Here is a 24599-nt window from a genome sequence, read left to right as displayed (position 1 = left end):
CAGAGGCGGGAATGAATCGAGGTAATTGCCAGGCGCCCTGCGCAGTTGCGAGGTTCCGGGCAGAGGCTCGCGCGGGGGCGCGGGCCACAAGCCGCACGGGCTCGGCCCGACTTGTTCCCGGCATGGCCCGGTTTCGGCCTTGAGCGAGGGCGGGCGCTGCCTAGTATCGATTCGGCGCATCGGACGCGCATGGCGGCTTCGCCTGGAGTGAGTTTCCTACCTGCCCCGCGAACGCGTGGACAGGTTTCCGCTCCGCAGGAACTCGTGCACCGACGTCCTCGCCATTGCCGCGGGCGCGCATGCGCCGCGTCGGCAGGTACCCCATCGGTCTCAACCTACGAGGGAACAAGATGAAGATGCTTTTGAACGTGTTGGTGCTGGGCACTGCGCTGCAGGCCGCGGCGTGGTCGGCAGGCGTCGGTCAGGCCCAGGCGCAGGCAGGCAACGGCCCGAGCAATCCGGATTATTCGTTCTGCGCCGAAGGCGAGATCGCGGTGGATTACCCGCCCTACTGCATCAACCCGAACGACCCGGGCACCGGACCGGGCGGACCGGGCTCGGGCGGCGAGTGCGTGCCGCCGCCTTGCGTGCCGGGCAAACCTTGCCTCGATCCCTGTCCTTCGTTCGACCCTAATCAAACCGTACAAGCCATACAAGCCGTATCGGCTTGACCATCAATGGCGAGGCACGCTGGAAGCCAGCGCCTCGCCGTAGCGGAATCGTGTTTGCCTGTCTGACTGCAACCGTGCCCCATCCCTCGGAGGATTCATGAAACGACCCGTCCGCAGCATTCTGTTGATCGCAGCTTCGCTTTCCGCACTGGCCTTCGGCGCTTCGGTCGCGCGCCCGCCGCCGACCGGTTCCGGTTGGATCGAATACAAGTACTACGACAGTTCCAACAACCTGGTGGGAGCCCGGTTGATCGACTGCACCGGCATCGTCTCGACCTTCGGCGTCTCGCAGGGCCGTGTCGAGGTCGAGCAAGGCCCCTGCTTCTGAAGCGCTCCCCACGGGCTCGGGCGTTTCGATCGCTCATGCGATCGCGAACCGAAGTCTGAATCGTGGGCGGAGCTTCCCACCATTCGGGGGAGTTCCATCACCGACGGCTTGGCTGCCCAGTCAGTCAAGCCGTCCGTGCTCGGCCCCTTGCTGAACTTGTGCCCTCATGAACACCGCTCAGTCGCCGATGCCCCGCGGCAAGGCCAGCCCCGCCGAGCCCGCGACCACTTTGCGTACGCTGGAGACGGCGGCCGACGAAAGCGAACGGTGCGCGAGAAACGCAGGGGTCTGGCCGCCGATGTCGGTCAACGACAAATAGGTCAGTCGCGTCCCTGCGCTGGTCGGTGTCATGGTCCACTCGCCGCGCGAGCGCAGCGCAATGCAGTCGGGCGTGGGTTTCCTGCCGACATAGTCGAGGGACACGAACTTCACCCGCACCTCGCCGCCAGCCAGGGCTTGCCGCTCGAAACGCATGGAGTAGCAGCGATCGCTGGTGACCGGCGTGCTGAGCACGTCGGACCAGATCGCCTGGTCCGGTCCGCGCTGGACGAAGCTGCGGGTGATGTTCTTGTTCTTTTCGTCGAGGTACTTGCCGAGCAGGTAATCCGCAATGGTTTGCGGCGAGGCTTTCAGCGCGGTGGTGACGCGAAGCTCGTCGAAACGCTCGCTGGGAAGTCTGCGGGCTTCAAGGCGGATGCCGTCCTTGTCGCTGACCGTCCGCCACGACGGGGCCTGTGCGCCAGCGTTCGCCGACCAGGCGATCGGCAAGAACGCAAGGCAGGCCCAGTACCGGGCCAGCCTCTCGGGGACGGCGGCGACCCGAGGTGTCGCAAGAGTGTGGAACGAAGCCATGACTCGTCTCCCCGGCACTTGAGCCGTTCCGGGGATTCGATGCCCAGGCCATGACAGGATCAAGACAGGCGAGATCCGATCGGTTGAATCAGGCTAGAGGGGTTGCTCGGTCGCAGCCTCAGTGCCGCAATCGAGATCGGCCGCGCCCAGGTGCTCGAGCCCCTGCAGCATGAGACAGGATTTTCCCAGCGCGCAATCTTGAAGATCTACGGATATGAGGTTCTCCGGCTTCGGGCCATCGATGCGCAGACCGAACATGGCTTCGACCTCGCGCTCGCTCACCTTTCGATCGAATACCACGGATAGGTATTCCAGCTGTCCATGCGACCACTCAAGGTCGACCTCACTGATCGGCGAAGGCAGCGACTTGGAAACGCTGAGCGGAAGTTCCGGCCCGACATTGTAATTAGTTGTAGCACCGAGACAGGCGTCACCCCAGTCCATGCGGTCGAAATCGGCCGCGCAACCGTATTGCTTGTCTTGTATTCCGAAACGCTTCTCGAGCATGCAACCGAAATCGGTCGCCTTCATTCTCGGCCAGGTCGCCAGCTCGGGCGGAATCAGCTTGATAACGAAGGGTTTTTTCGAAGGCGGGGCGGCGAAAACCAGATCCGCGCAGGCAATCATCACGACAGCGACAAGCACTATTTTTCGCACAACTGACACTCTCCTTGTATTCGGATTTCAGCCTATCACGTGCCGATTCGCGAACTTGGACAGGGCAAGCGAGCACCGATCCGGACACCGTCATCGACACCCGCCGTCCAGGCACCGCAGGACGATCGTCCGCGCCGCCCACGACAGCGCTGAGCCAGTTCCGTCGACTTCTCGATGCCGGCCTCGCCCGCAGAAAAAAGAAGCTGCCGTGGTGCAGTCGCTCGGTCGGCACCGATGAGTGAAAGGTCGCTGTTCGTTCGAGCGGTCCGACGTGTGCGGGTCGATCTTTAAGTCGTCCTCACTGTCCCCAATCGACCCAGGCTCCCGGCGTCAGCGGCTGTATGTCGATGGCCTTTCCACGAGCCGCCTTTTTCAGTTGCTCGATCGGGTCGTCGACCTCGACGTACTCGGCTATGCCGGACACACCGTAGTGGATGGGGACCAGGCGTTTCGCACCGAGGATGGTCGCGGCGGCCACGGCTTGCTCCGGCGTCAGCACGCCGGGCTGGCCACTGACCGGTTTGCGCCAACCGAAGCGCGCGCCGTTGACCGGCAGGAACGCAGCGTCGAAGGGGCCGAACTGGCGGCCGATCCGCCACCAATGCCCATGCCAGAGCGTGTCCCCGCCGTGGAAGATGCGGCGCCCGCCTGCCGTCACCACCCAGGACACTTGCGGGTCGCCATAGCCGTCCGAGGCCGGCACGGCCGTCGCGGTGAAGTCGCCGATCAGTTGCGGCTCCCACAGCGCGCTCGGCCGCACCCGCGCCTTGGCGGGCACCGGCAGCGGGTTCGTTCCCGCCGGGTGCGCGAGGACACCGCCGTTGCCGAGCGCATCGGCGACCGCCTTCGCGTCGAAGTGATCGCCATGCGCATGGGTGATGAGAACCGACGCATCGCCCACGGCGTCGCCGACCGGGATCAAGGCATCCTTGAGCGCGGCGCCCCACTCCTGCGGATTCACCAGCGGATCGATGAACAAGGTCGCCTGCGGCAGTTGCAGGCGGATACCGGCCCAGGCCAGCCGCTGGATGCGCAAACCGTCGGCGCGGCCCGCCGCGAACGCGGCACCGCCGGGGATCAAGGTCGCGCCGGCCAGGCCGGCGCAGCCGAGCAGGAACTCGCGGCGCCGGATGCGTCGACCGAACGTCCCGTCGTCGCGGCTCATGCGCAGCGCTCCCGCGAGGCCAGCGCCGTGTCGAGCTCGAACACCGACTGCGCAAGGATCACCTCGAGGTTGCGCTGGTGCCAGTCGCGCTCGAACGGTGTCGCTTCGACCTGGGGTGCCAGGCAGGCTTCGATGGCGATCGCGGCAAGGCCCTGCTCGATGTCCTGTCCTGCGGCTTCGTTGCGAATGCGGATGACCTGGTCTCGCAGCCGATCCAGGTAATGGATCGCGTTGTCGAGTACGGTGGCGGGGAATCGCCCCATGTGTCCGCCGATCACCCTGCTTCGGCCGAACTGGCGTATCCGGCCGATGGCGGCACGGATCAGCGCGGGGTCCGCCTTGGACAGGTAGACGATGTTGCCGACGATGTTGTCGCCAACGCAGACCAGGTCGGCGGTGGGCACGTCGACGCTGACGTGGTCCATGGTCTTGCCGGGGTTATGCAAGAAGCGCAGTTCGTGCGCACCCCAGCGCAGGGTCATGACGCTGTCGAAGACCAGCTTCGGCTCGCGATAGAAATCGTCCGCGCGCCGGTTCTGCGACAAAAAGGTATGGCGATGATGACGATGGGCGAGCGTGAGCGCGTCGGGGAATAGCGGCAAGCCCGCCATGTGGTCGCTCATGTAGTGGGTCGCGGCGATGGCCCGTACCGTCGTTCCAAGGTCCTCGCACAGGACGCTGCGCATCCACTTCGCATCTTCCGCGCTGCTCAGCGAATCGATGAGCAGGACATCGCCGCCATCGAGAAAGGCGGTGGCGACCGACTCGTAGTCGTCGCCGACGAACATCAGCACATCGGAATCCAGGGACTCGACTCTCATGACCGGCACTCACCATTGCGACGGGTCATCATTGCCAGCGCCCCGGACGCCGACAAACGAGATGTTTTGAGTTCCGCATTAGAAAAACTAACTTGATAGGATGCACGCTTCGGTCCGCGAATCCGAGGCGCTCTTGAAGTCCCGCCCCCCTGCCCCGCTCAACGCCCTTCGGGCCTTCGAAACGGCCGCGCGATGCCTGAGTTTCCAGGAAGCGGCCGGGCAGTTGTTCGTCACTCCGGCGGCGGTCAGCCACCAGGTGAAGCGCCTGGAGGCCTACCTCGGCGTGAAGCTGTTCGAGCGCGGCCACCGAGCGGTCGAGCTGACCGCTGAAGGCGCAGCGCTGGCGGTGTCGTTGAGCGAACTGTTCGGCCAGCTCGATCGGGTCCTGGACCGGGTCGCCGTTCCCACGGCAGCGCATCTGCGCGTCAGCACCGTGGAATCCTTCGCGGCGAAATGGCTCGCGCCGAGGTTGCACCGGTTTCACCACGACCATGCCGATATCCAACTGCGCATCGAGACTGGTAACGAGCGCGTCGATTTCGTCCGCGACGGCATCGACGTCGCCATCCGCTACGGGCCCGGCGCTTACACGGGCGTCCATGCCGAGCGCTGGATGGATGCGCCGGTGTTTCCGGTGTGCGCGCCTGCGCTGGCGAACGACGCGCGCCGGCCGCTGGCCTCGCCCGACGACCTGCGCCAGCACACCCTGCTGCATGACGAAGGCGCCACCGGCCGCCCCGGCGTGCCGGATTGGGCGGCCTGGCTGGAAGCCTCCGGCGCGACCGGAGTGGATGCGACCCGAGGCCCGATGTTCGCCAGCATGTACCTGGCCCAGGAAGCCGCCGTCGCCGGGCACGGCGTCGCCTTGGGCGTCGCTCCCTTGGTCGAGGAAGACCTGCAACGCGGCCGCCTGATCAAGCCCTTCGACGATTCCCTGGACAACGCCTACGCGTTCTGGATCGTCCGCCGACAAGGCGCCGACACCGCACCGGCCGTCGATGCGTTCTGCCGGTGGTTGCGGAAGGAAGTCTCGGCAAGCGCGATCCCTTCGTCTGGCTAAGGACGGCCGGCAAAGCGATCGTCGCGCCGCCCCGCGGCCATGAATAGATGAGGATGCGTGCGCAAACGGCCGCGCCCGCCATCAATGCAAGTGAATCGCCAACCACAGCGTGCCCTCGGAAACACGGCGCACGGTATGCGGCGTACCGGCAGGCAGGAACAGGTAGTCGCCGGAACGCAGCTCGACGGCCTCGCCTGCGACCTCGAGCGTCGCCTCGCCCTGCAGCATCGCCACCCATTCGTCCTCGGTTTGCACGTATTGCGTCGGAGTGATCTCCGCCGAACTTACGATGCGCTCGATCACCAGGTTCTTGTGGCTAAGCAATGCTTCGAAGCGCTCGCCTTGCGCAGGCGCCGCGGCATTCGCAAACAGGTTGTCGATTCGCATGAGAATGCTCTCGCTGGGACGCCGGGCATCTGGGCCGGGCAGGCCACTGCCCGGTTCTGGTTCGAATGGATTATCCGACAGGCCGCCCGCACGAACCGAGATGAGGAGCATTCCCGAGCTCGCCATGGACTGAGCCGAATGGCGGCCTTCCGCGCAGGCCCGATTGCTAGAATCCCTGCCCGCAGAACGCTGAGGCAGGCTCATGACCCAAGACGAAATTCGGCAGTATCTCGCTGCAAACGGCTCGGTCCGGATCCAGGTGGCGGCGCGCGAAGACGGCAGCCCGGAGATGGCCTGGGGCGATACCTTCTGCTTCGCCGTGGGCGCCGACGGGCAAGCGAAGAAAATGCCGTTCGTCACGATCGTCACCAAGGACTACCGTGGCTTCGACGAGGAGTCACGACTCGATCGCGGCCTATACCGGGTCAACCTCGATGTCGGCAAGGCGAAGTTCGAGGAGTTGTTCGGTTTCGGTCCGAGAGAGCTGGCCGATCGTCGCAGCGACTTCGACTTCGCCGCCGTCGACACGCTGATTCCGCACCCGGCCTATGGCGCGAACGGTTGGGTGTCGATCGTCGAACCCGGCGAGCGATCGCAGAACGCACTCGAACAGTTGCTGGCTTTCGCGATTCGTCGGGCGCTGGCCTGAGCGATTCAGCACCCACGCGACTCGACGCCTGGCCGAACGATGCAGCGTCCCCTGGAACGCTAGACTGACGTCGTCTACGCATCGCGCCGAACCCGAGCCCCCATGCCTGCCTCCCTGACCGATCCCGCCTGGACCGGCACCCTGTTGCTCGGTGAGCACGTCGCGGTGCTGCAGGGCCGGGCCGGCGGCAGTGGCCGCCACGCTCATTACGCCCATCAACTGCTGCTCAGCGAAGGCGCGCCGTGGCGGGTCGAGATTGACGGCGAACGACGCTCGGGCCAGCGCCTGTGGCTGCCTTCGTTTCAGCCGCATGCGGTGTTGGCCGCGCCCAGCGAAGGCTGCACGGTCTATCTCGAACCCGGCCATGCCGATGTGAAAGCGATCCTGCAGCGATTGCCGCGGCTGCCGGCCCGGCTGTCGGCGCTGCAGCCCCTGTTGCCCGAGCTCTGCCGGGCGCAGCCCCTCGACCGCCGCCTGCAGGCGGCCATCGCCGAGGTCGTTGCGCGCCTGCCCGACAGCGTCTGCGCCGCCGACATCGCCGAGGCCGCGCATCTCTCGCCGAGCCAGTTGCACCGCCGCTTCCAATCCGACCTGGCGATTACGTTGCGCGGCTGGGTGTTGTGGCGACGCCTGCATCACGCCTTGGCGCGCTTCCTGGCCGGCGACAGCCTCACCGCCAGCGCGCACGCGGCGGGTTTCGCCGACTTGCCGCATCTGTCGCGCAACTTGCGACGCATGTTCGGGATCGGCGCGGCGCAGTTACACGGCTTGCAACTGCAGGCATATCGCTAACCGCGCCGAACGCGCGCCCGCAACAGTTCCCCCGGCAACGCCGGCACCTCACCTTGCGGCAGCGCGCGGAACGGCGCCAGCAACTGGCCGACATAGTCGCGCGGGTAATCCGGCTGAGTGCCGATCCCCACGTCGCGACTCCCCAGCCGATAACCGGGCGCATCGAAAGCGGTGCCCAGCAACCGATCCCAGACAGTAAAGAACAGGCCGAAGTTGACGTCGCCGGCGGCCCCGTAGCGCAGATGATGGAAGCGGTGCAGCGGCGCCCAGGCCATCAGCCGACCCAACAGGCCGGGGCGCATGTCGACGTTGGAATGCTGCAACAGCAACTGGATGGCGATGGCGAACGCCAGCACCGCAGCGACCGGGTACGGCAGGCCGAGCAACAACAACGGCAATACCCCGCCCACCGCTTCGATCGCCTGGTGCAGCGGGTGTTTCATCAGACCGTTGAAGCCGTACATCCGGGTCACGCTGTGGTGCACTGCGTGCAAGCGCCACAGCCAGTCGATGCGATGGCTGGCGTAGTGCATGAGGGTAACGCCGAGGTCGGCGGCGACGATCGCCGTCACCAGTTGTAACGCAAACGGCCAGTCCGAAGGCCAATATCGCCACGGCATCCACGCCGCCAACAGCGGAACAAACGCGATCGATAGGAGGTTCAGCGCCTCATTGACCAGCGCGTGCGCGACATCGCGGCCCCGGTCGCCGTGGTCCTGGTTGAAGTGCGGGTCGTACGGCCAACGGCGTTCGGCCAGAAAGGACAGCGCCACCGCCAGACCCAGCAGAGGCAACAACCACAACGCATTGCCGTGACGGTAACCGACCCACCATGCGGCCGTGCCGACGAACCCGAGCAGGAACAACGGCGCATACCAGCGCAACATCCAGTCTTTCATCTTCAACCCAGGCATCGACGAGGCCAGCATGCTGACCCGACGCGGGGCTGGCGGCTTGAATAAACCGCGCATGCTGGTTGCGGCCTGTGGACTGAGTCGCCACCCGAGCTACAGGCAGGAGGCGCCGAGCGGAAGCGGAGCGACGATTAACCGGGGGCGAATCTACGCCGAATCAGAATTTTCCTACATCCGCCCGGATAGTCCCTGCATTAAGCTCGCCGGTACCTCCAAGCCGATATGCGGCCAGAAGAAAGCACATATAGCGGCATGCTTTCTTGCCGGCTATAAGCGGTTTCAGATCGGCCCAAGTACGGCTAGATATGCAGCCAGGGCCGATCGGCTCTTGCGAACACATCGTCACAGGTTAAGAATCTGATCACGAACGCCAGGTGGGTAGGGGCAAGTCACCGGCGCCGTCCAGGCGAGCACGAAGCATCCGCTGCAGCAGGAAGCACATGAGCACAAGGACCGGGCATTCTTCGCCGACTGAAGACGAATAGATCTATCCCAATGCGGACCCGCAGCCATCCAAGGCTGCGGCTTCTCAGCGTTTGGGACAAGGTGTTGTTGTACTGGGAATCCGTTGATTGACACAGCCGCCCGCTCAGGGCGCGGAAGGGGACAGCATGAAGGGATCGATCGAACGGCGCGCAGCTTGCGCGCTGGCCGCCGCCGTGGTTATCGCGATGGGGGCGGCGCACGCCCGTACGCCGGTGGCGCCGTTGGAGGAGTACTCCAAACGCGTACGTTCGGCCGAGATGGTCAGCCCACTGCAGTCCGATCTGATGGGCGAAAGCGTGAGCCTCTACAACGGCTCCACCGAATTCGTCGCGACCGATATCGATCTCCCGGGCAACAACGCCCTTCCTGTACGCCTTGGCCGGCGTTTCAAGGTCGAGTCGCGCAAGGAAGCACGCGTGCTGGGCGGATTCGGCGCTTGGGATATCGATGTTCCCTACCTGTACGGCGTGTTCTCGTCGAACGACAAATGGAACCTGTCGGGCACGGGCACTACGCCGAGATGCTCACAGGTCTGGTATCCGAACGCACCGGCCCCGTTCAGCACCTCGGATATCTGGAGCGGAACCTATATGCATATCCCGGGAGGCGGGGATACCGAAATGCTTCTTCTCTTGGCGAATACCGTCGCCCCCAGCGACGGCAATGCGTATATGTGGGGCACACGTTCGGATCATCGATTCCGCTGCAAACCCAATACCAGCAACGGTTACCCGGGCGAAGGCTTCATCGCCGTCGATACCCAGGGCAATCGCTACACCTTCGATGTCGGTATCGAACGCGAAGCCCCGGTGGTCAGCAAGTACGGATCCGAGGACGGCAGCGCCATGATCGGGCGCGTCAAGGTCTTTCTGATGGCCAGCCGAGTCGAGGACAGGCACGGCAATTGGGTCGCTTATAATTACTCGGGCGACAAGCTCGCCAGCATCATCTCCAGCGACGGCCGTTCGATACAACTGGCGTATACCGACGGACGGGTGACCAGCGCGACCGCCGATGGCCGCCAATGGACCTACGAGTACGCCGTACAGACGATCGGCGATTACCACCCCGAGAAACTTCTGTCTCGCGTGACCCAGCCGGATGGGTCGTCCTGGCAGTACCGTTTTTACGGTGAGAACGGCGTCATCAGCAACGCATTGCTGTTGCCCCAGTACCAAGGCCTCGACGCCAACCTGCGTTGTGCGCAGCCCATCGAGCCGGTGGACATGCTCGGGGTGCAGATCACCCACCCCTCGGGCGCCCTGGGCACGTTCCGATTCAACTTCATGCGCCACCTGAAGAACGGCACACCGGCCAACGCCTGCGTGTTCGATCATCGCGACAACATGGGCAACGAGTACTACTCGCTGGGTATCCCCGAGTATTTCGACAACTATTCGTTGGCCACCAAAACCATTGCAGGACCCGGCTTGCCGGCCATGCAATGGACCTACGAATACGAAGTTCCACAAGAGTTCGGCCGCGTCAATCAGATACCTTGCACTTCCTGCCGCGACTGGAAGCGGGTATGGGTTACTCAGCCCGATGGAAGCGTTCAGGAGCAGAAGTATGGGGCGCTGTGGCTGGTCAATGACGGCCGCCTGCTCGGTACGACCATCAAAAAGGCCGATGGAACCGTGCTTAGAACGCAGACCTCCGAGTACGTGTCCGAAAGCGAGATATCTTCGATGCCGTTTCCGGACATCTACGGCGTCCTGACGGGCTCCGACGACTCCAGCTCCGTCCGCATCCGTCCGATCAGACGCAACACCATCGTGCAGGACGGCGTCGAGTTCAGCTCATATGTCAACCAGTTCGACAGCTTCGCCCGGCCCGTCGCGGAGAGGAAGTGGAGCTCGCTCGGCTCCTCGAAGGTACAGACCACCGCTTATCACGACAATCTGGCGAGCTGGACTTTGGGGCAGGTCAGGTCGACCAGCGTCGACGGCGTACTGAGCGAGGAAACCCTCTACCACTCCACGACCGCGCTGCCGACCGAAATCCGTTCCTTCGGCAAAACCATCCAGACGCTGGCTTACAACCCGGATGCGACATTGCAGAGCGTGGCCGACGGCTTGAATCAGAGCACCAGTTTTTCGAACTGGAAACGCGGAGTGCCGCAGAACATCAACTACCCCGGTGGCACGTCGCAATCGGCAGTCGTCAACGACAGAGGTTGGATCGACTCGGTAACCGACGAAAATGGCTTCGCCACCAATTATGGCTATGACGCCATGGGACGTTTGGCCAGCATCGCCTACCCCACCGGCGACAGTACGGCCTGGAACCCGGTCTCGCTGTCGTTCCAGCAGATTGCCACCGATGAACATGGCCTGCCTGCCGGACATTGGCGCAGCAGTCGTGTCGAAGGCAACAAACATATCAATTTGTACATGGACGCACTGTGGCGGCCGGTACTGGAAGAGCAGCACGACGCCGCCGACACGGCCGGGACCTTGAGCCAGGTCGTCAAACGTTACGACTCCAACGGCCGGCTGAACTTCCAGTCTTATCCGCTACGGAACGTCGGCAACTTCGGCGATGTCGCTCAGGGCACCCGCACCTTCTATGACGCGCTGGACCGGGTCACGCGTGTGGAACAGGACAGCGAGCTGGGCGTCCTGGCCACGACCACCGAGTACCTGACGGGTTTCCAGCGACGGATCACCGATCCACGCCAGAAGGTATCCACGCAACGATTCCAGGTCTTCGACCAACCGTCTTATGACGCCCCCCTGGGCATAGATTCGCCCGCGGGCGTGTCGACGACCATCAATCGAGACATCTTCGGGAAACCGCTGGAGATGATTCGCTCCGGCCCTGAAGGCTGAGTTCGCACTCGTCGACACGAAGACTGAAGCTCGCAGCGATTTCGAGCGTTCCAGCGCCCTGGACCTGAAGGACCGAATCCGATGCTGTATTCAATGATTTCCCGACTGCTGCTGACACTGTTGCTGATCGGCGCCGTCACCGATGCCCGCGCCACCTACGTCACCATGACGTCCTCGGAGTACGGCAATGTCGTTGCGCCAGCCACCGTCACGATAGGCCTTAACGGGTACAACGACGACGACGGCATTCCGATCCAGCAAGTCAATCTGTTCCACAACGGGCAGTTGGTCGCGAGCAACCCGTATGGGCTGTCTCATACCTTTACCGGCCTGCAGATAGGCACCCATCACTTCACCGGCCAGGCGGTTGCGGACGGAGCCGGTGCCAGCGAAACCATTACGATCCAGGTCATCGCGCCGGGCGGCAATCCGCCGACAGTGACGATCAACGCTCCGGTTGGGGGGCCTTTCATCGCTCCGGCGACCATGACCTGGACCGCGAACGCCTCGGATCCGGATGGGCAAGTCGTTCGGGTCGAGTATTACGCCAATGGAACCCATATCGGCACCGCAACGAGTGCGCCTTATCAGATCACCGTAAACAACGTAGCGGTAGGCACTTACTCGGTCTACGCGAAAGCCGTCGACAACAATGGCGGGGCGACCTCATCGGCACCGGTATCAATCACGGTGGCGCAAACGGAAGTCACCGGTTCCATCGATAGCGTCGGCCTCGCCAACGGTGAGTACAAGGTCTTCGGCTGGGCCTGTTCGACCGGCAGGAATCAGTCCATCGACGTGCATATGTACGTGGGAGGCGCCTACGGCTCCGGGACATTTGTCGCCGTGCAAACCGCCAATCAGTCCAGCGAACCGGCGGTCGCGGCGGCGTGCCACGCTCAAGGCGCGGCCTATCGGTTTTCGATTCCATTGACGTCGGCGATGCGGCAGGAGCATGCCAACAAGAAGATCTATATCCATGGCATCTCGCCGGAAGGCGGTTCCAACCCGCTACTGAACGGCTCGGGTGTATACGGCGTGCCCGCCCCCTTGGCGCTGGCGCGTCGATACGTCTACGACCAACATCAGCGCCTTTGCAAAGTGATCGAACCGGAAACCGGCTCGACCGTGATGGAGTACGACGCGGCCGGCAACCTGGCGTGGTCCGCCAGCGGGCTGAACCTGCCCAGCACCACTGCCTGTAACCGCCCCGAGGCGCAGTCCTCGGGACGGGCCGTCGGACGCGGCTACGACGTCCGCAACCGGTTGACCGCGCTGAACTTCCCCGACGGCCGTGGCAACCAAACCTGGACCTATACTCCGGACGGGTTGCCTCAGGTATTGACGACGTACAACAGCGCGAATCAAGGCGACCCCGTAGTCAACGGTTATAGCTATAACCGGCGTCGCATGCTCGAGAGCGAGTCGGTCACTCGCCCGGGTGTACCGGCCGCGGCGGTCGGCTACGCCTATGACGCGAATGGCAGCATGAGCCGGACGACCTACCCCAGCGGCCTGGTCGTCGAGTACCTGCCCAATGCCGTGGGCCAGTCCAAAACCGTGCGGGATACGTCCGGCCAGGTGTATGCATCGGACATCGGTTACTACCCGAATGGCGCGATCCAGGCTTTCCGCTACGGCAACGGCATCCAGCACACCATGGCCCAGAACGCCCGGCAGCTGCCGGCGCGCAATACCGACGTGGGTGTGCTCGATCACGAGACCGGATTCGATGCCGCTGGCAACGTATCGCAGATTCTGGATCGCTTGAGGGGCGACCACTACAGCCGTTGGATGGCCTATGACGACCTGAACCGGCTCACCGCCGCAGGCTCTTGCAGCTTCGGCGGGGACTGCTGGCACCGCTTCAGCTACGACGCCCTCGACAATATGCGGACCTGGTCGCTGGGCGGCGTCAAGGACCATCGCTACTACTATGACTCGCGCAATCAGCTGACGAACGTCCAGAATGCAGGCGGCGCCACCGTCATCGGCTTGGGTTACGACGTACAGGGCAACCTGTCGAACAAGAATGGCGTGACCTACGACTTCGACTACGGCAATCACCTGCGCGAAGTTCGAGCGGCCGCGTCCACTCCCGCTTCGACCTGCACCTCAGGCCCTGGCTGCCTGGAACCATCCGAACCCGGCGGCGGTGGCGGAATCTTCATTCCGGACGACAGTACGCCCGCGCCAACCGCATCCACCGGGATTCTGGAGCGCTATCTCTACGATGCCGGTGGCTTGCGCGTGCTTACCGCAGGGGCCAACGGGAATGTAACGAGTCACTACGCGAAGTCCGGCCAATTGGTTCGACGCGTCAACGAGGCGACCAACAAGGAAACCGAGTACGTCTACCTCGCCGGCAGTCAGCTCGCCCAGCGCGAGCGTACGGACGCGGGTGCATGGGCAGTGAAGTATCAACATACCGACGCCCTCGGTAGCCCGGTCGCTGCGACAGACGCGAACAGAACGGTCCTCGATCCGACCGAATGGGAGCCATACGGAGCCGCCGTCAGTAAGCCTGCATACGACGGCGTTGGATACACCGGTCATGTCATGGATGGCGCGACTGGGCTGACTTATATGCAGCAGCGCTACTATGATTCATCCGTGGGAAGATTTTTATCGATCGACCCGGTTTCCGCGAACAATAATGATGGCGGCAACTTCAATCGCTATTCCTACGCAAACAATAGCCCTTACCGTTTTGTCGACCCCGACGGGCGCAATGGGCTAGATTACTCATCCAAGTATCTTAGTGCTTACAGTTCGTGCGCTCAGCAACCGGGCTGTAGCCCAATGGATGTACCCGACAGCATCGCTAGAGCACAGGAGCCATACGCGGAAGCCGTTGCTTCTCTCATACCAATGGAGCGCGTTGCTACTGGGATAATTAGTATCTTTCGAGTTGCCCAAGCCATTCGCCTGTCAAGAATGAGTGTTGCCTCGAAACTTGAAAGATACATCCTAAACCCTGATCACGCTGTCGGCGGCGCAAAAGCAAAGTGGTTTGAACAGGCTCTGGGCTTTACTCGCAAGAACATGCCAGATCTCGCAAAACAAATATCATTTAGCTCCAAAAAAGCCACCGTAACCGGAGTTAATGAATACGGAACTAAATACAATCAAATAATTAGCATAACCGGGGCAAATGGCAAAAAAATAGATGTCACTACGGCCTGGCTAAAATCAAACAAAGACGGCGTTGTCAGATTAACCACAATAATCCCCGCAAAAAAATGAAACCGACCTTTAAAGAGTATGACATCGTGATAGCCAAACAGACATTGAACGAGCGCATTAGGAAGGGTGCTAAAGGAGTCATCCTTTTAATACTGGATGCCGAAAATGGAATCTATGAAGCTGAGTTCGTAGACTCTCTCGACGTCACTCTCGGAGTCATAACAGTAGATGCAATGAGCATCGAGCATGCATGACCCCTTCAAAGCACGTTAGCTTTGACGTAGTAAGCCCAGAGTGATTCACAGAGGTTGCATGACAAGGTGGTGAACAACGTAGCCGCTCATACGCCACTCAACGAAAGCCCTCAGGCGTATTCTTGCCGTAGTGCAGGTGCATCCGAAGAACGCTGCGCGCCGGCTTACCGCCGAGCATCGCCGGCAGATACTTCCAGTTCTTCGCCGCGAACTCTGCGGCGGCACCTATAGCCGGATCGCCGCTGGTTGTTTCGCCCCTGACAGAGTGCGTTGAACCGTCTTCGTTAAGCAGCACCAGCAACACCACCTCGCCAGTGCCTGTCCACCACAATACTTAGCCAATGGGAAAAGGGTCCTGCATCGAGGACGGATAGTGCCACACCCTCCACGGGGAGCGACAACCGCAGAACGTCGGAATTACGTTCGGGAGAGAACACATGTGGAGCAACGGGATTGAGCACGAATTCGGATAGCATGAGAATGCTAGCTGGGCGGCTTCCGCTCGTGGTTAGGAGTGTGACCTACACAGATCCTTGCCTCCTGATTCACGGCCTAGGATGGCATCTGAGACTACTGACCGCGTGGCGGGTGCTCGACACAGGGAAGTTCCTGATCGGATCTGACGAAGTTGACGTTCCTTTACTTCAATCCGTTCTCGCCGGAAAGACGATCGTTGAATGCCGCAGCCAGAGCTCCACTGCTGGCTTCGATCCGGCGCTGGTTTTTGCCACAGGCCAGGTGCTGGAAGTCTTTTCTGTGTCGGCTATTGAGCCATGGATCTTCAGCATTGATGGCGCCGGACCTTTTGTAGCCTCCCCGTCGGCCTGATAGGGCACGTTCACTTCCTGGCTGCGCATGAAGCTCAGGGCCTGCATCGCGTTGTCTTTTTTGGGTCGTTGGTTGCTGGTCGCGATGCAACTGGCGCTTGCAAGCAAGGAGTCAAGTATTTTGTGCGCTGATGCTCTGCTTTACGACCGAGGTCGGCTCGTTAAGTTCCGACCGAGAAACTACTTTTAATTTGTTGGTCCAAAGTCCGGCCACACGAAGGCGCGCTCCTGCCGGGGCGATTTCGTCGCGTGGTGACACGATACTGCCCCACGATTATTTGAGCGATCTAACAATGACCCCGCTTTCCCCGAGCACTCTTTGGCCCAGCGGTGATTACATTGAACTGGCGACCCTGCAATTGGGTGAGTTACTACTAACGGGTTACTTCGGTAGAAGTTTGCTGGAAGGCGATGAGCCGGGTCTCGGGCCCTGGAGATCCATCGGTGCGCAATTGAAGTCTGGATCCGTCATTGAGCTAATTTCCTTTCTTCATCAGCAGGCAGGGCAATTTACTTTGCGCCTTGATTCCGCGAGTAGGCGGGAAGAGGTGATTGATGAAGTCATTGACTCTCTTGGCTTGGACCGTAGCGCTGTGCTTTGGGTGGCTCCGGACAGAGGAGACGAACGCAACTAATTCACTCGATGGATGGCACCATCAAAGGATTTGTTGAAGCACTTCAGGAGAAGGCAGGGCCACAATGGGTCAATTAATAGAACTAGTGTTCGAAGTGGTTCCGGTAGGTGCGTTAGAACCGCTTGTAGCGGAGCTCCTTTCCACAGAGCCGCCTTTTGATCTTTCGGCAAGCGAGCTTGAGATGGAGACCGGTGCCAACCTGGGTGATTATATTTCCGTCTTCAGTTCAGCACAGCCGCCCTCTCCTGGGATGTTGAGCTTGAGAGCAAATAGACTTTTGATTGGCGAGGCTTCAATTTCCCAGCCGTTAGTCCAGTTGATCTGTGCGGAAGGAGTTACCGATGCTCTGATCATCTTCGAGTGGAAGGACACGACTTCTGCATCGGGGCAGACGGCGACATCACTGAGACATGGAGCGGAACGGTTGGCGCTCAAGTACGGAGTTCGCTCTTTTTCGTGCGGGTACGAGCCGGTTTCTGACGGCGCCACTCTCATCTTTAGCGGCAGGATGGAAGGGCCGCTTTGGGATGCATACGCATCGCGCTAACGTGGAGGTTGCGTAGGGCGGGCTTGATTCCGTCCTACGCCAACTGAAGCTCCACGATTTGGCAGCACCCGCTCGCGAACTTTTTAAATCAGCGTATTGGCCACGGTGGGGACAGGCCGATCTCCGAATGTCGATTCGTTTACCTCTGGTGCGATCCAGATCGAGCCCCGGCTCACACCGAGCTCGCTGCCCCCGAGACGCTTTGTCAACGCGAACCAGGCTCGCCTTTGCCGTAACGCATGTGCAAACGCAGAACCGTGCGCACGGGCTTGCCATCGAGCAGCGCCGGCTCATATCTCCAGTTCTCCGCTGCATCCACGGCGGCGTAGTCGATGTCCGGGGCGCCGCTGCTGGTTGCGACCCGGACCGCATGCTTCCAGCCGTCTTCTTCGAGCAACACCAGCAACACGACCTCGCCGCTCAGCCCGTTCTCGTCGACGATGGCAGGCCATCGCGGTGGGGAGCGCTCTACCGAGGACGGCTCGGGTCGGGCCGGTGTGTCGGGAACCAGCCGGGTCCAGCAGCTTTCGTGCTCTTCGAAATCGATGGGGATGCGTATCTTGTCTGCGACGCGCGCGCCCTTCTCGTCACTTGCCGGGTAATACTTCCAGTGGCGCGCGGCTTCCAATGCGGCTCGGTCGAGGTGGGCGTTGCGGCTGGATTTCTCCACCACGGCTTCGATGAAGCTACCGTCGGCCGCGACATCGATGATCATCACCACCGTACCGGAGACGCAGGCCTTGATCGCCTCGCGCGGATAGATGGGGCGATGGCGGAGTTTCGAGGCTTGGTCGACGGTCGCATCGTAACTCGGCATATCCTGTGCGGCCGCATCGGTCGCAAACAGCACGAGCGCGCCCAACAGCGCGGCCCAACCTGCAGGTTTCATAGGGTTCAATCCAGCGATGATGGATGGGAAGGGCGTATCGAAGACGCCTCAGCGCGTCTTGTGTTTTCCGTAAGGCAGCGGCACTTGCAGCAGGGATCGCACCGGCTTGCCTTTCAGCGTTGCGGGCTGGAACTCCCACTCGAGCGCCGCGAGCATGGCCGCCTGGTCGATGTCCTCATCGCCGCTGGACACCCCGACTTTCACGTTCTTCCGGGCGCCGTCCTTGTCGACCTGGATCAGCAGCACGACCAGGCCGCTCAGGTGTTTCTCTGCGACGATCGCCGGCCATTTCGGTGGATGCTCATTCAATGAAGCGGCCGCGACACGGGCCTCGACATCCGGGTCGGCCGTCCAACAGCCTTCGTACTCGGCGAAATCCACGGGCATGCGCAACCTGCCGGGCACGCGCTGGCCGTTCTCCGTCCCCGGGTGGTATTTCCAGCGTTTGCTTGCCTCGATGGCGGCCTGGTCGAAATAGGCGTAACCGCTGGAGCGTTCGACCACGGCCTTGCTGTGTTGACCGTCCTTGTCGATGTCGACCAGCACGATCACCGTGCCGCCGACGCAGGCGTCGATAGCCTCCGGGGGATAGGCCGGCGGATTCAACCGGTACGACGATATGTCGATGCTGGCACCGATATCGGTGGCTCCTTGAGCCCGCGCGGCGGCCGCGGCGAAAACCAGAAACGCGCCGAGAACCATCCACTTGCCTGTCTGTCTCATGAGTCCATTCCTTGGGTTCGCGCTACGCGGACGCTCGGCCTTCACTTTACTCACGAAGACTAACATGCCGATAACAAACCGCTGCATCCGGCCAGCATGGCGGCTCTGCTGCGGCGCATCCGCACGGCATTGAAGCCATAACGGGAATCGCTGCAAGCGCGTCCGCCGCGGGCCCCGTTCTGCGTTTTCCTATTTGCGCATCGATCGCCTATCGCGTCGAGTTCCACGACGAACGTTCGACTGCTTCTTCTGGCTGGCATGCGTGTCGAAATTGGGACAAGCGGCGCTGTCGCGGGTTCGCGATCGCGCTAAATCGCGATCTAGAGCATCAGGAAGGCTGATGCGATACAGGAGCTGCGATATGAAGCGCTATCTCTTGCTCGTCCTGCTGTCCGCACTTCTTCATGCAACGACCGCGCATGCACTGGATGCGCGCAAAGCCGGCGCCGATCTGACCGCCGCCTTCTATGCGAAACGAATCGACACCGTATGGGATAGTTTCGACGACACCATGCGGCGCGCTATTAAATCCCGCGATGATCTCGCGAGCTTTCGCGATCAACTCGATACTCAGCTTGGCGCCGAGAAAGCCGTGATCGAAGAGTCGGTCAGCGCCGACCCCCTCGCCAGCGTTTACAAGCGCCGCGTCCGTTTCGAGAAGTCTTCGGACGTCTATGTGGTGAGCTGGTCGTTCGCGCACGACGGCAAGGTCAGCAGTTTCAGCATCCTCCCGGAGCCGAAGGTGCAAAAACAGGCGGCACCGAGCAAGCACCTCGACTATCGGACCAGGACCGCGCTGCAGCTGCCGTTCGACGAAGAGTTCATGGTGTTCTGGGGCGGCCGCACGCTCGAACAGAACTACCATGCCGAGTTCGCCGGCCAGCGTTTCGCCGCCGACTTGGCCGTCGTTCGCGGCAACGCCACTCATGCCGGCGATGGACTTCGCAATGAAGATTACTATTGCTTCGGCAAGCCTATCCTGGCGCCGGCCGCGGGCGAAGTCGTCGAGGTGGTGGACTATGTCGCCGACAATCCGCCGGGCAGGTTGAATGCCGGAGATCTGACCGGTAACCGCGTGATCATCGATCACGGCAATGGCGAGTTCTCGATGCTCGCCCACCTACGCAAGGGTTCGCTGCGCGTGAAACGGGGCGACCGCGTGGACGCCGGCGACCGCCTGGGCGAATGCGGCAACAGCGGCCATTCCTCGGAAGCGCATCTGCACTATCAGTTGCAGGACGGCCCGAAGTTCAACGGCTCGACCGCGCTGCCCGCGCAGTTCACCGACTACCTTGCCGACGGCACGCGGGTGACGCGAGGCGAGCCTACGAAAGGGCAACGCATTCGCCCATCGTCCCAGTAATGCTGGCTTCGCTCACCGCACGACCTACCCACCTAACGCGGATCGTCGCCCTGGTGCCGGGCCATGGCCGGCATGGAGCGGCGTCCGCGTTGTGCTCATCAGTCCACGACCGAAGCAGGAACCTCCATGAACCGCGAAACCAGGGATTGGGCAGGGCTGAATAAGGAAATCGGCTTCGAATACAAACTCAGACGGCTATCGGAAGAGGTTTTCCGCGTGGTCGAGTGGACCACGCTCGTCGCCGCCGTTGGCTATGTCGGAGCGAAGTTCGGCAGCAGCCTGCTGACCTATGCGTCCTATGCGCTCGCGGTATTGCTGTCGGTCTACATCGGCAATCGATCCGTCTACATCGTGGCGGGACTGCAGAAGCCATCGAAAGTCAGCGGCACCGGATGGAGGTGGAGGGCACTGCTGGCCGCGCCCATTACCTTCGCCTCCATCTGGCTGATCGTCTCGATGATCGGCTATCTGGTCAGGGCGCAAGCCGCTGCATAGTCGAAATGACGAGGTCTCGACGCTTGCTCACCATCGCGAGGTTTCGCTGCGATTGAAACGGGGCGACCGCGCGAACACCGACGACGTCCCGGAAAAATCCGGACGACTTCGAGATCGCTCCTCCGGCCGAAACGGTGCCGCTCATCGCATTCCGGATTTCGGTATTCGTGACTCGCGCTTGAAACCTGCGTGTCGAAGTGCGCAGCGGTTTTCCGTGCATCGGCGCTAGCATGCCTGCAACGCGATCCCTCAACGGCATCGGGAGATGCAAATGGACGGACAACAGGTGTTGCAAGCGATGCGTCCCGGCGACTACGCAACGATCTGGTTGAACGACGGCAGAGCCTTGGAGGCGTTCATCGAGAACATCGATGTGGGCACCGACAAGATCTTCCTGCTCGACGTCCAATCGGGAGAACCCTTGCAGCTATCGCTCGCCGAGGTCCACGGTGTGGCGGTGGACAACGAGGAGAGTGCGCCCGAGACCATCGAACAACAGATCAAGCGGATTCCGCTCGGCGAGTATCTGATGATCTGGGGTCAGTTCCCAGGGGCGATCTCGCAGACGGCGAAGCAGGGCAAGCTCAAGCACGTCGACTTTCCCAATGGCTCCCTGACCCTGTACAGCACGACCTACAACCACGATGTCTGGGTGCCTATCGACAAGATCACCTACATCGACGAGAGCCGGACCGGTCCCGGCGCGCTCGGTCCGGCGCAGTCGCCCGATTGGTATCGCCGGCCCGACGGCAATTGGTACAAGGGCGACCGAAAGTACGAAGGCTGAGCGCTACGGCCCGGCCTCGCTGCGACGATGATCGAGTCGTGCTCGTCGTCCGTCGCCTCAAGTTCGCAGCCAAACGTCTGCGAACTTGACGCTGGACTCGTCCCGGGCTTCGGCTTATCGCACCACTGAAGGTCGGATCGCCCGGCCCGAACGCTGCTGCCTAGCGCTGCTCCAGGTAGCGCAGATAGCAGATCAGGCTGGATGCCAAGGCCATCGGGAACAATGGCAAGAGCAGCCTTAGATCCAGTCGGGTGCGGATAGACGCATCGGTCCGGTACAGCAGTGCGCAATGAAGGGCCCATAGCCAGCAACCGAAAGCGATGATGGCCGGCAGGTAGTGGCCGACCTTGTGCGGCAAGTAGAGCGTGTACGTCGCCGAGCCATGGATGCTGAAGACCGCATAAGCCGACGCCCAAAGAGCACTGAGACGGTACATGAGCCGCGAGGTCGCCGGATCATTCCACATGATGCGCATCCTCGACGAGCTCCTGGCCGACGCGTCGCCCGCGTCCACGCTCTCATGATCTTCCACACCGTCCCGTCCCGAGTCGAGGCAAGCGCGATCGGCGCTCGCGGCGATCGCCATCGCCAGTGCGTTGTCCTCGCCCACCCCGGCCCGGCGCCAGGGCGGGCCAAACCGAGGCCTTCCTGTTCCCGTCAGCCCAACCAAGGCTCGATATCGCTTCCGGCCCAGCGACACGGTCGGCGCTCCCGATCCTCGGCCGGATCGCGCTCGGCCCCTACGCTGGGCGGAGGTTTCACGGCTGCGACATTTGGCGCACCAACTTGCGTCTTCCGCGCTCCGGCAAGCTATTCTCCACGCCAGGAGCAACAAGGGGGGGCGCGACGGTCGAGTCGCCAGGACAGTGCAGTTTTACGACGTCATCGAAGAACAGCCTGGCGCCTGGTGCGTGCGCGCGGAAGCGTCCGACGCGCCGCCGGTGGCGTACTCGTCGCGTGCCGATGCGATCGCCGGCGCCTGCCATGCCGCCAAGACGCATTACCAGGAGCATCAGGCGACGACCGCCGTGCGCCTGATCCATCCGCCGGACGAAGCGGAGATCATCGTGCGCTATCTGTCGCCGACAGAGCTGGATGCGTTGTGCTGGTTCGGCGACGCCACCGGCCCCAGCAGCGGCTGACCCCGCTGCGTCGCGGCCGGCATTCAAGCTGACTGGTTCAGCTGCGGTGCGAAGGGCATGCGCTCCGCTTTGCCTCAGGCAATGAGAGGCAGCACCAGGCTCGCCCGCAACCCGCCTTCGCTGCGATTGGCGAGCTGCAGTTCGCCGCCCAGGTGGGCCGCCAACTGCTCGGCGATCGCCAACCCCAATCCGGTGCCGCCGGTGTCGCGATTGCGCGAACTCTCCAGGCGATGGAAGGGCTGCAGCACCGCCCGCATGTGCTCCTCGGGAATGCCGGGGCCGGCATCGTCCACGTCGATGGCGAACCGGTCCGGCGCAATGGCGCGAACGCCGACATCGGCGCTGCCGCCGTACTTCAGCGCGTTGTCGATCAGGTTCTCGAGCACGCGGCGCAGCGCCTGCGGGCGCGTGGTCAGCGACAGATCGCTATGGCCGCTGAGGCGCACCGGCTTGCCCGCGTCCTGGTAGTCGCAGACGACGCTGTCGAGCAGAGCCTGCAGGTTGAGCTGCACCGGCGGGGTGGTAGCGCCGTGGGTGCTGCGCGCGTAAGCGATGCCCTCGCGCACCAGTTGCTCCAGCTGCGATAGGTCCTCGCCCAGGCGCGCGCGTTCCGGGACGGCGTCCATGCCTTCGACGCGCAGCTTCATGCGCGTGATCGGGGTCTGCAGGTCGTGCGAGATCGCCGCGAGAATCTGCAGGCGCTCGGCCAGGTAGTGGCTGATACGCGCCTGCAGGGCGTTGAAGGCGGTCGCGGCCTTGGCCACTTCGACCGGCCCGGACTCGCTCAGCGGCGCCGAGGGATGGGCGGGGTCGAGCCGCTCGGCGGCATCGGCCAGCCGCACCAGCGGGCGGGTCGCCAAGCGCACGGCCAGCCAGGCGCATAGCAACAGCAGGGCGAGTTGCGCCGCCAGCACCCACGGCAGCCAGCGCGCGATCGGCATCACCGACGGCGTCACTTCCAGGGTCAGCGGCTGCCCGTCGGCCAACTTCAGCTGCACCTGGAAGCGCTCCGGCGATTGCGAGACCGCCGTGGTCACGAGCCGATAGCGGTGCTGCAGGCTGCGGTCGATCAACGCCGCGACCTGGCGCGCGCGTTCGCTGGCGATCGGCTTGCCGATTTGCGCGGGTTGCAGCAGGTAGCGATAGGTGCGGCGCTCCAGACGCGGCGCCCACTGGTTGCGTTCCGCCGGCGACATCCGGTCGAGCAAGGCCACGCTGATGGCGACGTCCTGCTCCATGTTCCCCAGCATCATCGAGCGCGCCGAGACGTAGCGCTCGTAGAACAGCAGCGCGAACGACAGCGCGTGCGCCAGCAGCAGCCCGGCGAACAGGATCAGGGTGAGGCGCGCGGCGATGGTGCGCGGGAACAAGCGCCAGCGCGACGCCGCGTTCATGGCGTCTCGTCCAGCAGAGTGACGGCCTGGCAGAACACGTAGCCTTCGCTGCGCACGGTCTTGATGTAGGCCTGTTCGCGCGGATCGTCCAGCAGGCGCTGGCGCAGGCGGCTGACCAGCAGGTCGATGGAGCGATCGAACAGATTGGCGTCGCGGCCCTGGGTCAGGTTCAGCAGCTGATCGCGGCTGAGCACGCGCTGGGAATGATCGAGGAACACGCGCAGCAGGCGGAACTCGGCGCCGCTGAGCGGATAGGCCGTGCCCGCGGCATCGAGCAGATGGCGCGCGGTGGTGTCCAGGCGCCACTGGCCGAAACCGATCAGGCGCCCCGCCTCGCTGACCTGCAGGTTCGGCGGCAGCATGCGGGTGCGGCGGATGACCGCGCTGATGCGGGCCAGCAGTTCGCGCGAGGAAAACGGCTTGACCACATAGTCGTCGGCGCCCATCTCCAGGCCGACGATGCGGTCGGTCTCGTCGTCGCGCGCGGTCAGCATCACCACCGGCACGGCGCGGTGCGGGCCGGCACGCAGGCCGCGACACAGCGACAGGCCGTCTTCGCCGGGCATCATCACGTCGAGCACGATCAGGTCGACGTCGCTGGTCTCCAATGCCGCACGCATTTCGCGGCCGTCCGCGGCGGTGGTCGTGCGCAGGCCGTTCTTCTGCAGATAGTCGGCGACCATCCGGCGGATCTCGCGGTCGTCGTCGACGATCAGGATGTGGTCTACATGAGTCATGGCGTGG

Annotated in this window: 25 protein-coding genes; 12 read left to right on the top strand and 13 right to left on the bottom strand. The window is 62.8% G+C overall.

The genetic code is table 11. The features are described 5' to 3' along the window. The first annotated feature begins 350 nt into the window (after positions 1-350). Together GLA29479_RS01710 and GLA29479_RS01705 are read left to right on the top strand one after the other, a co-directional pair. On the top strand, positions 351-671 hold the full coding sequence (locus tag GLA29479_RS01710; RefSeq protein ID WP_057919702.1) for a hypothetical protein: 321 nt from the start codon (positions 351-353) through the stop codon (positions 669-671). Between the two features lie 97 nt (positions 672-768). After that, positions 769-999 (top strand): DUF6289 family protein, encoded by a 231-nt coding sequence (locus tag GLA29479_RS01705; protein ID WP_057919703.1) that lies wholly within the window; start codon positions 769-771, stop codon positions 997-999. 177 nt (positions 1000-1176) lie between these two features. On the opposite strand, the gene GLA29479_RS01700 is transcribed toward GLA29479_RS01705, so the two are convergent. The 4 genes from GLA29479_RS01700 to GLA29479_RS01685 form a co-directional block, all read right to left on the bottom strand. Further along, positions 1177-1851, bottom strand: a complete 675-nt coding sequence (locus GLA29479_RS01700) for an SRPBCC family protein (RefSeq protein ID WP_144436298.1) — start codon at positions 1849-1851, stop codon at positions 1177-1179. A 93-nt stretch (positions 1852-1944) separates the two neighbouring features. Then, on the bottom strand, positions 1945-2508 hold the full coding sequence (locus GLA29479_RS01695) for a hypothetical protein (RefSeq protein WP_144436297.1): 564 nt from the start codon (positions 2506-2508) through the stop codon (positions 1945-1947). Positions 2509-2806: 298 nt separating this feature from the next. Beyond that, positions 2807-3673, bottom strand: a complete 867-nt coding sequence (locus GLA29479_RS01690) for an MBL fold metallo-hydrolase (RefSeq protein WP_057970584.1) — start codon at positions 3671-3673, stop codon at positions 2807-2809. Continuing rightward, a complete protein-coding gene (locus GLA29479_RS01685) occupies positions 3670-4461 on the bottom strand; it encodes an MBL fold metallo-hydrolase (RefSeq protein WP_248842881.1) in 792 nt (263 codons plus the stop codon). The genes GLA29479_RS01690 and GLA29479_RS01685 overlap by 4 nt, the downstream gene beginning before the upstream one ends. A gap of 166 nt (positions 4462-4627) precedes the next feature. Between GLA29479_RS01685 and gcvA the strand changes: the two genes are divergently transcribed. Continuing rightward, entirely contained in the window at positions 4628-5554 is a 927-nt protein-coding gene (gene gcvA, locus GLA29479_RS01680; protein WP_144436296.1) for a transcriptional regulator GcvA, read from the top strand. Positions 5555-5635: 81 nt separating this feature from the next. Here gcvA and GLA29479_RS01675 read toward each other — a convergent pair whose 3' ends face one another. Further along, on the bottom strand, positions 5636-6052 hold the full coding sequence (locus GLA29479_RS01675; RefSeq protein ID WP_211265024.1) for a cupin domain-containing protein: 417 nt from the start codon (positions 6050-6052) through the stop codon (positions 5636-5638). A 91-nt stretch (positions 6053-6143) separates the two neighbouring features. Here GLA29479_RS01675 and GLA29479_RS01670 point away from each other — a divergent pair, with 91 nt between their 5' ends. Together GLA29479_RS01670 and GLA29479_RS01665 are read left to right on the top strand one after the other, a co-directional pair. Beyond that, on the top strand, positions 6144-6590 hold the full coding sequence (locus GLA29479_RS01670; RefSeq protein ID WP_057970580.1) for a DUF6194 family protein: 447 nt from the start codon (positions 6144-6146) through the stop codon (positions 6588-6590). Positions 6591-6692: 102 nt separating this feature from the next. Beyond that, positions 6693-7382 carry a helix-turn-helix transcriptional regulator gene (locus tag GLA29479_RS01665; protein WP_057970579.1) on the top strand — a complete coding sequence of 230 codons (690 nt, stop codon included), beginning with the start codon at positions 6693-6695 and terminating at the stop codon, positions 7380-7382. On the opposite strand, the gene GLA29479_RS01660 is transcribed toward GLA29479_RS01665, so the two are convergent. Then, on the bottom strand, positions 7379-8281 hold the full coding sequence (locus tag GLA29479_RS01660) for a sterol desaturase family protein (RefSeq protein WP_057973026.1): 903 nt from the start codon (positions 8279-8281) through the stop codon (positions 7379-7381). The genes GLA29479_RS01665 and GLA29479_RS01660 overlap by 4 nt on opposite strands. A gap of 626 nt (positions 8282-8907) precedes the next feature. On the opposite strand from GLA29479_RS01660, the gene GLA29479_RS01655 reads away from it, so the two are divergent. Together GLA29479_RS01655 and GLA29479_RS25125 are read left to right on the top strand one after the other, a co-directional pair. Continuing rightward, positions 8908-11613, top strand: coding sequence for an RHS repeat protein (locus GLA29479_RS01655; RefSeq protein ID WP_057970578.1), 2706 nt, complete (start codon positions 8908-8910; stop codon positions 11611-11613). An 81-nt stretch (positions 11614-11694) separates the two neighbouring features. Beyond that, entirely contained in the window at positions 11695-14859 is a 3165-nt protein-coding gene (locus GLA29479_RS25125) for an RHS repeat domain-containing protein (RefSeq protein WP_057970577.1), read from the top strand. Between the two features lie 291 nt (positions 14860-15150). On the opposite strand, the gene GLA29479_RS01645 is transcribed toward GLA29479_RS25125, so the two are convergent. Beyond that, positions 15151-15357: an energy transducer TonB gene (locus tag GLA29479_RS01645; RefSeq protein ID WP_169795593.1), complete on the bottom strand. Its 207-nt coding sequence runs from the start codon at positions 15355-15357 to the stop codon at positions 15151-15153. A gap of 212 nt (positions 15358-15569) precedes the next feature. Here GLA29479_RS01645 and GLA29479_RS24195 point away from each other — a divergent pair, with 212 nt between their 5' ends. Beyond that, the gene (locus GLA29479_RS24195) at positions 15570-15881 is read left to right on the top strand and encodes a hypothetical protein (RefSeq protein ID WP_144436295.1); all 312 of its coding nucleotides are present in this window, start codon (positions 15570-15572) and stop codon (positions 15879-15881) included. A gap of 841 nt (positions 15882-16722) precedes the next feature. Here the strand turns inward: GLA29479_RS24195 and GLA29479_RS24190 are convergent. From GLA29479_RS24190 to GLA29479_RS01635, 3 genes are all read right to left on the bottom strand, one after another. Further along, positions 16723-16950 (bottom strand): hypothetical protein, encoded by a 228-nt coding sequence (locus GLA29479_RS24190; protein ID WP_144436294.1) that lies wholly within the window; start codon positions 16948-16950, stop codon positions 16723-16725. A gap of 317 nt (positions 16951-17267) precedes the next feature. After that, positions 17268-17951 (bottom strand): TonB family protein, encoded by a 684-nt coding sequence (locus GLA29479_RS01640; protein ID WP_057970575.1) that lies wholly within the window; start codon positions 17949-17951, stop codon positions 17268-17270. 48 nt (positions 17952-17999) lie between these two features. Then, positions 18000-18674 carry an energy transducer TonB gene (locus tag GLA29479_RS01635; RefSeq protein ID WP_169795592.1) on the bottom strand — a complete coding sequence of 225 codons (675 nt, stop codon included), beginning with the start codon at positions 18672-18674 and terminating at the stop codon, positions 18000-18002. A 361-nt stretch (positions 18675-19035) separates the two neighbouring features. Here GLA29479_RS01635 and GLA29479_RS01630 point away from each other — a divergent pair, with 361 nt between their 5' ends. The 3 genes from GLA29479_RS01630 to GLA29479_RS01620 all read left to right on the top strand — a co-directional run bounded on the left by GLA29479_RS01630 (position 19036) and on the right by GLA29479_RS01620 (position 21319). Continuing rightward, a complete protein-coding gene (locus GLA29479_RS01630) occupies positions 19036-20037 on the top strand; it encodes a M23 family metallopeptidase (RefSeq protein WP_057970573.1) in 1002 nt (333 codons plus the stop codon). A 126-nt stretch (positions 20038-20163) separates the two neighbouring features. Continuing rightward, positions 20164-20532, top strand: a complete 369-nt coding sequence (locus GLA29479_RS01625) for a hypothetical protein (protein ID WP_057970572.1) — start codon at positions 20164-20166, stop codon at positions 20530-20532. A gap of 271 nt (positions 20533-20803) precedes the next feature. Next, positions 20804-21319 carry a hypothetical protein gene (locus GLA29479_RS01620; RefSeq protein WP_057919717.1) on the top strand — a complete coding sequence of 172 codons (516 nt, stop codon included), beginning with the start codon at positions 20804-20806 and terminating at the stop codon, positions 21317-21319. 160 nt (positions 21320-21479) lie between these two features. On the opposite strand, the gene GLA29479_RS01615 is transcribed toward GLA29479_RS01620, so the two are convergent. Then, positions 21480-21929: a hypothetical protein gene (locus tag GLA29479_RS01615; RefSeq protein ID WP_057970571.1), complete on the bottom strand. Its 450-nt coding sequence runs from the start codon at positions 21927-21929 to the stop codon at positions 21480-21482. Between the two features lie 256 nt (positions 21930-22185). On the opposite strand from GLA29479_RS01615, the gene GLA29479_RS01610 reads away from it, so the two are divergent. Continuing rightward, entirely contained in the window at positions 22186-22461 is a 276-nt protein-coding gene (locus tag GLA29479_RS01610) for a hypothetical protein (protein WP_057970570.1), read from the top strand. A gap of 74 nt (positions 22462-22535) precedes the next feature. Here GLA29479_RS01610 and GLA29479_RS01605 read toward each other — a convergent pair whose 3' ends face one another. Next, positions 22536-23855 carry a sensor histidine kinase gene (locus tag GLA29479_RS01605; protein WP_057919720.1) on the bottom strand — a complete coding sequence of 440 codons (1320 nt, stop codon included), beginning with the start codon at positions 23853-23855 and terminating at the stop codon, positions 22536-22538. Next, the gene (locus tag GLA29479_RS01600) at positions 23852-24592 is read right to left on the bottom strand and encodes a response regulator (protein ID WP_082638196.1); all 741 of its coding nucleotides are present in this window, start codon (positions 24590-24592) and stop codon (positions 23852-23854) included. Before GLA29479_RS01600 ends, GLA29479_RS01605 begins: the two co-directional genes overlap by 4 nt. Positions 24593-24599 lie beyond the last annotated feature (7 nt).

The sequence above is a fragment of the Lysobacter antibioticus genome (assembly GCF_001442535.1).
Taxonomy (GTDB): domain Bacteria; phylum Pseudomonadota; class Gammaproteobacteria; order Xanthomonadales; family Xanthomonadaceae; genus Lysobacter; species Lysobacter antibioticus.
This window is presented reverse-complemented; position numbering and strand designations above follow the sequence as displayed.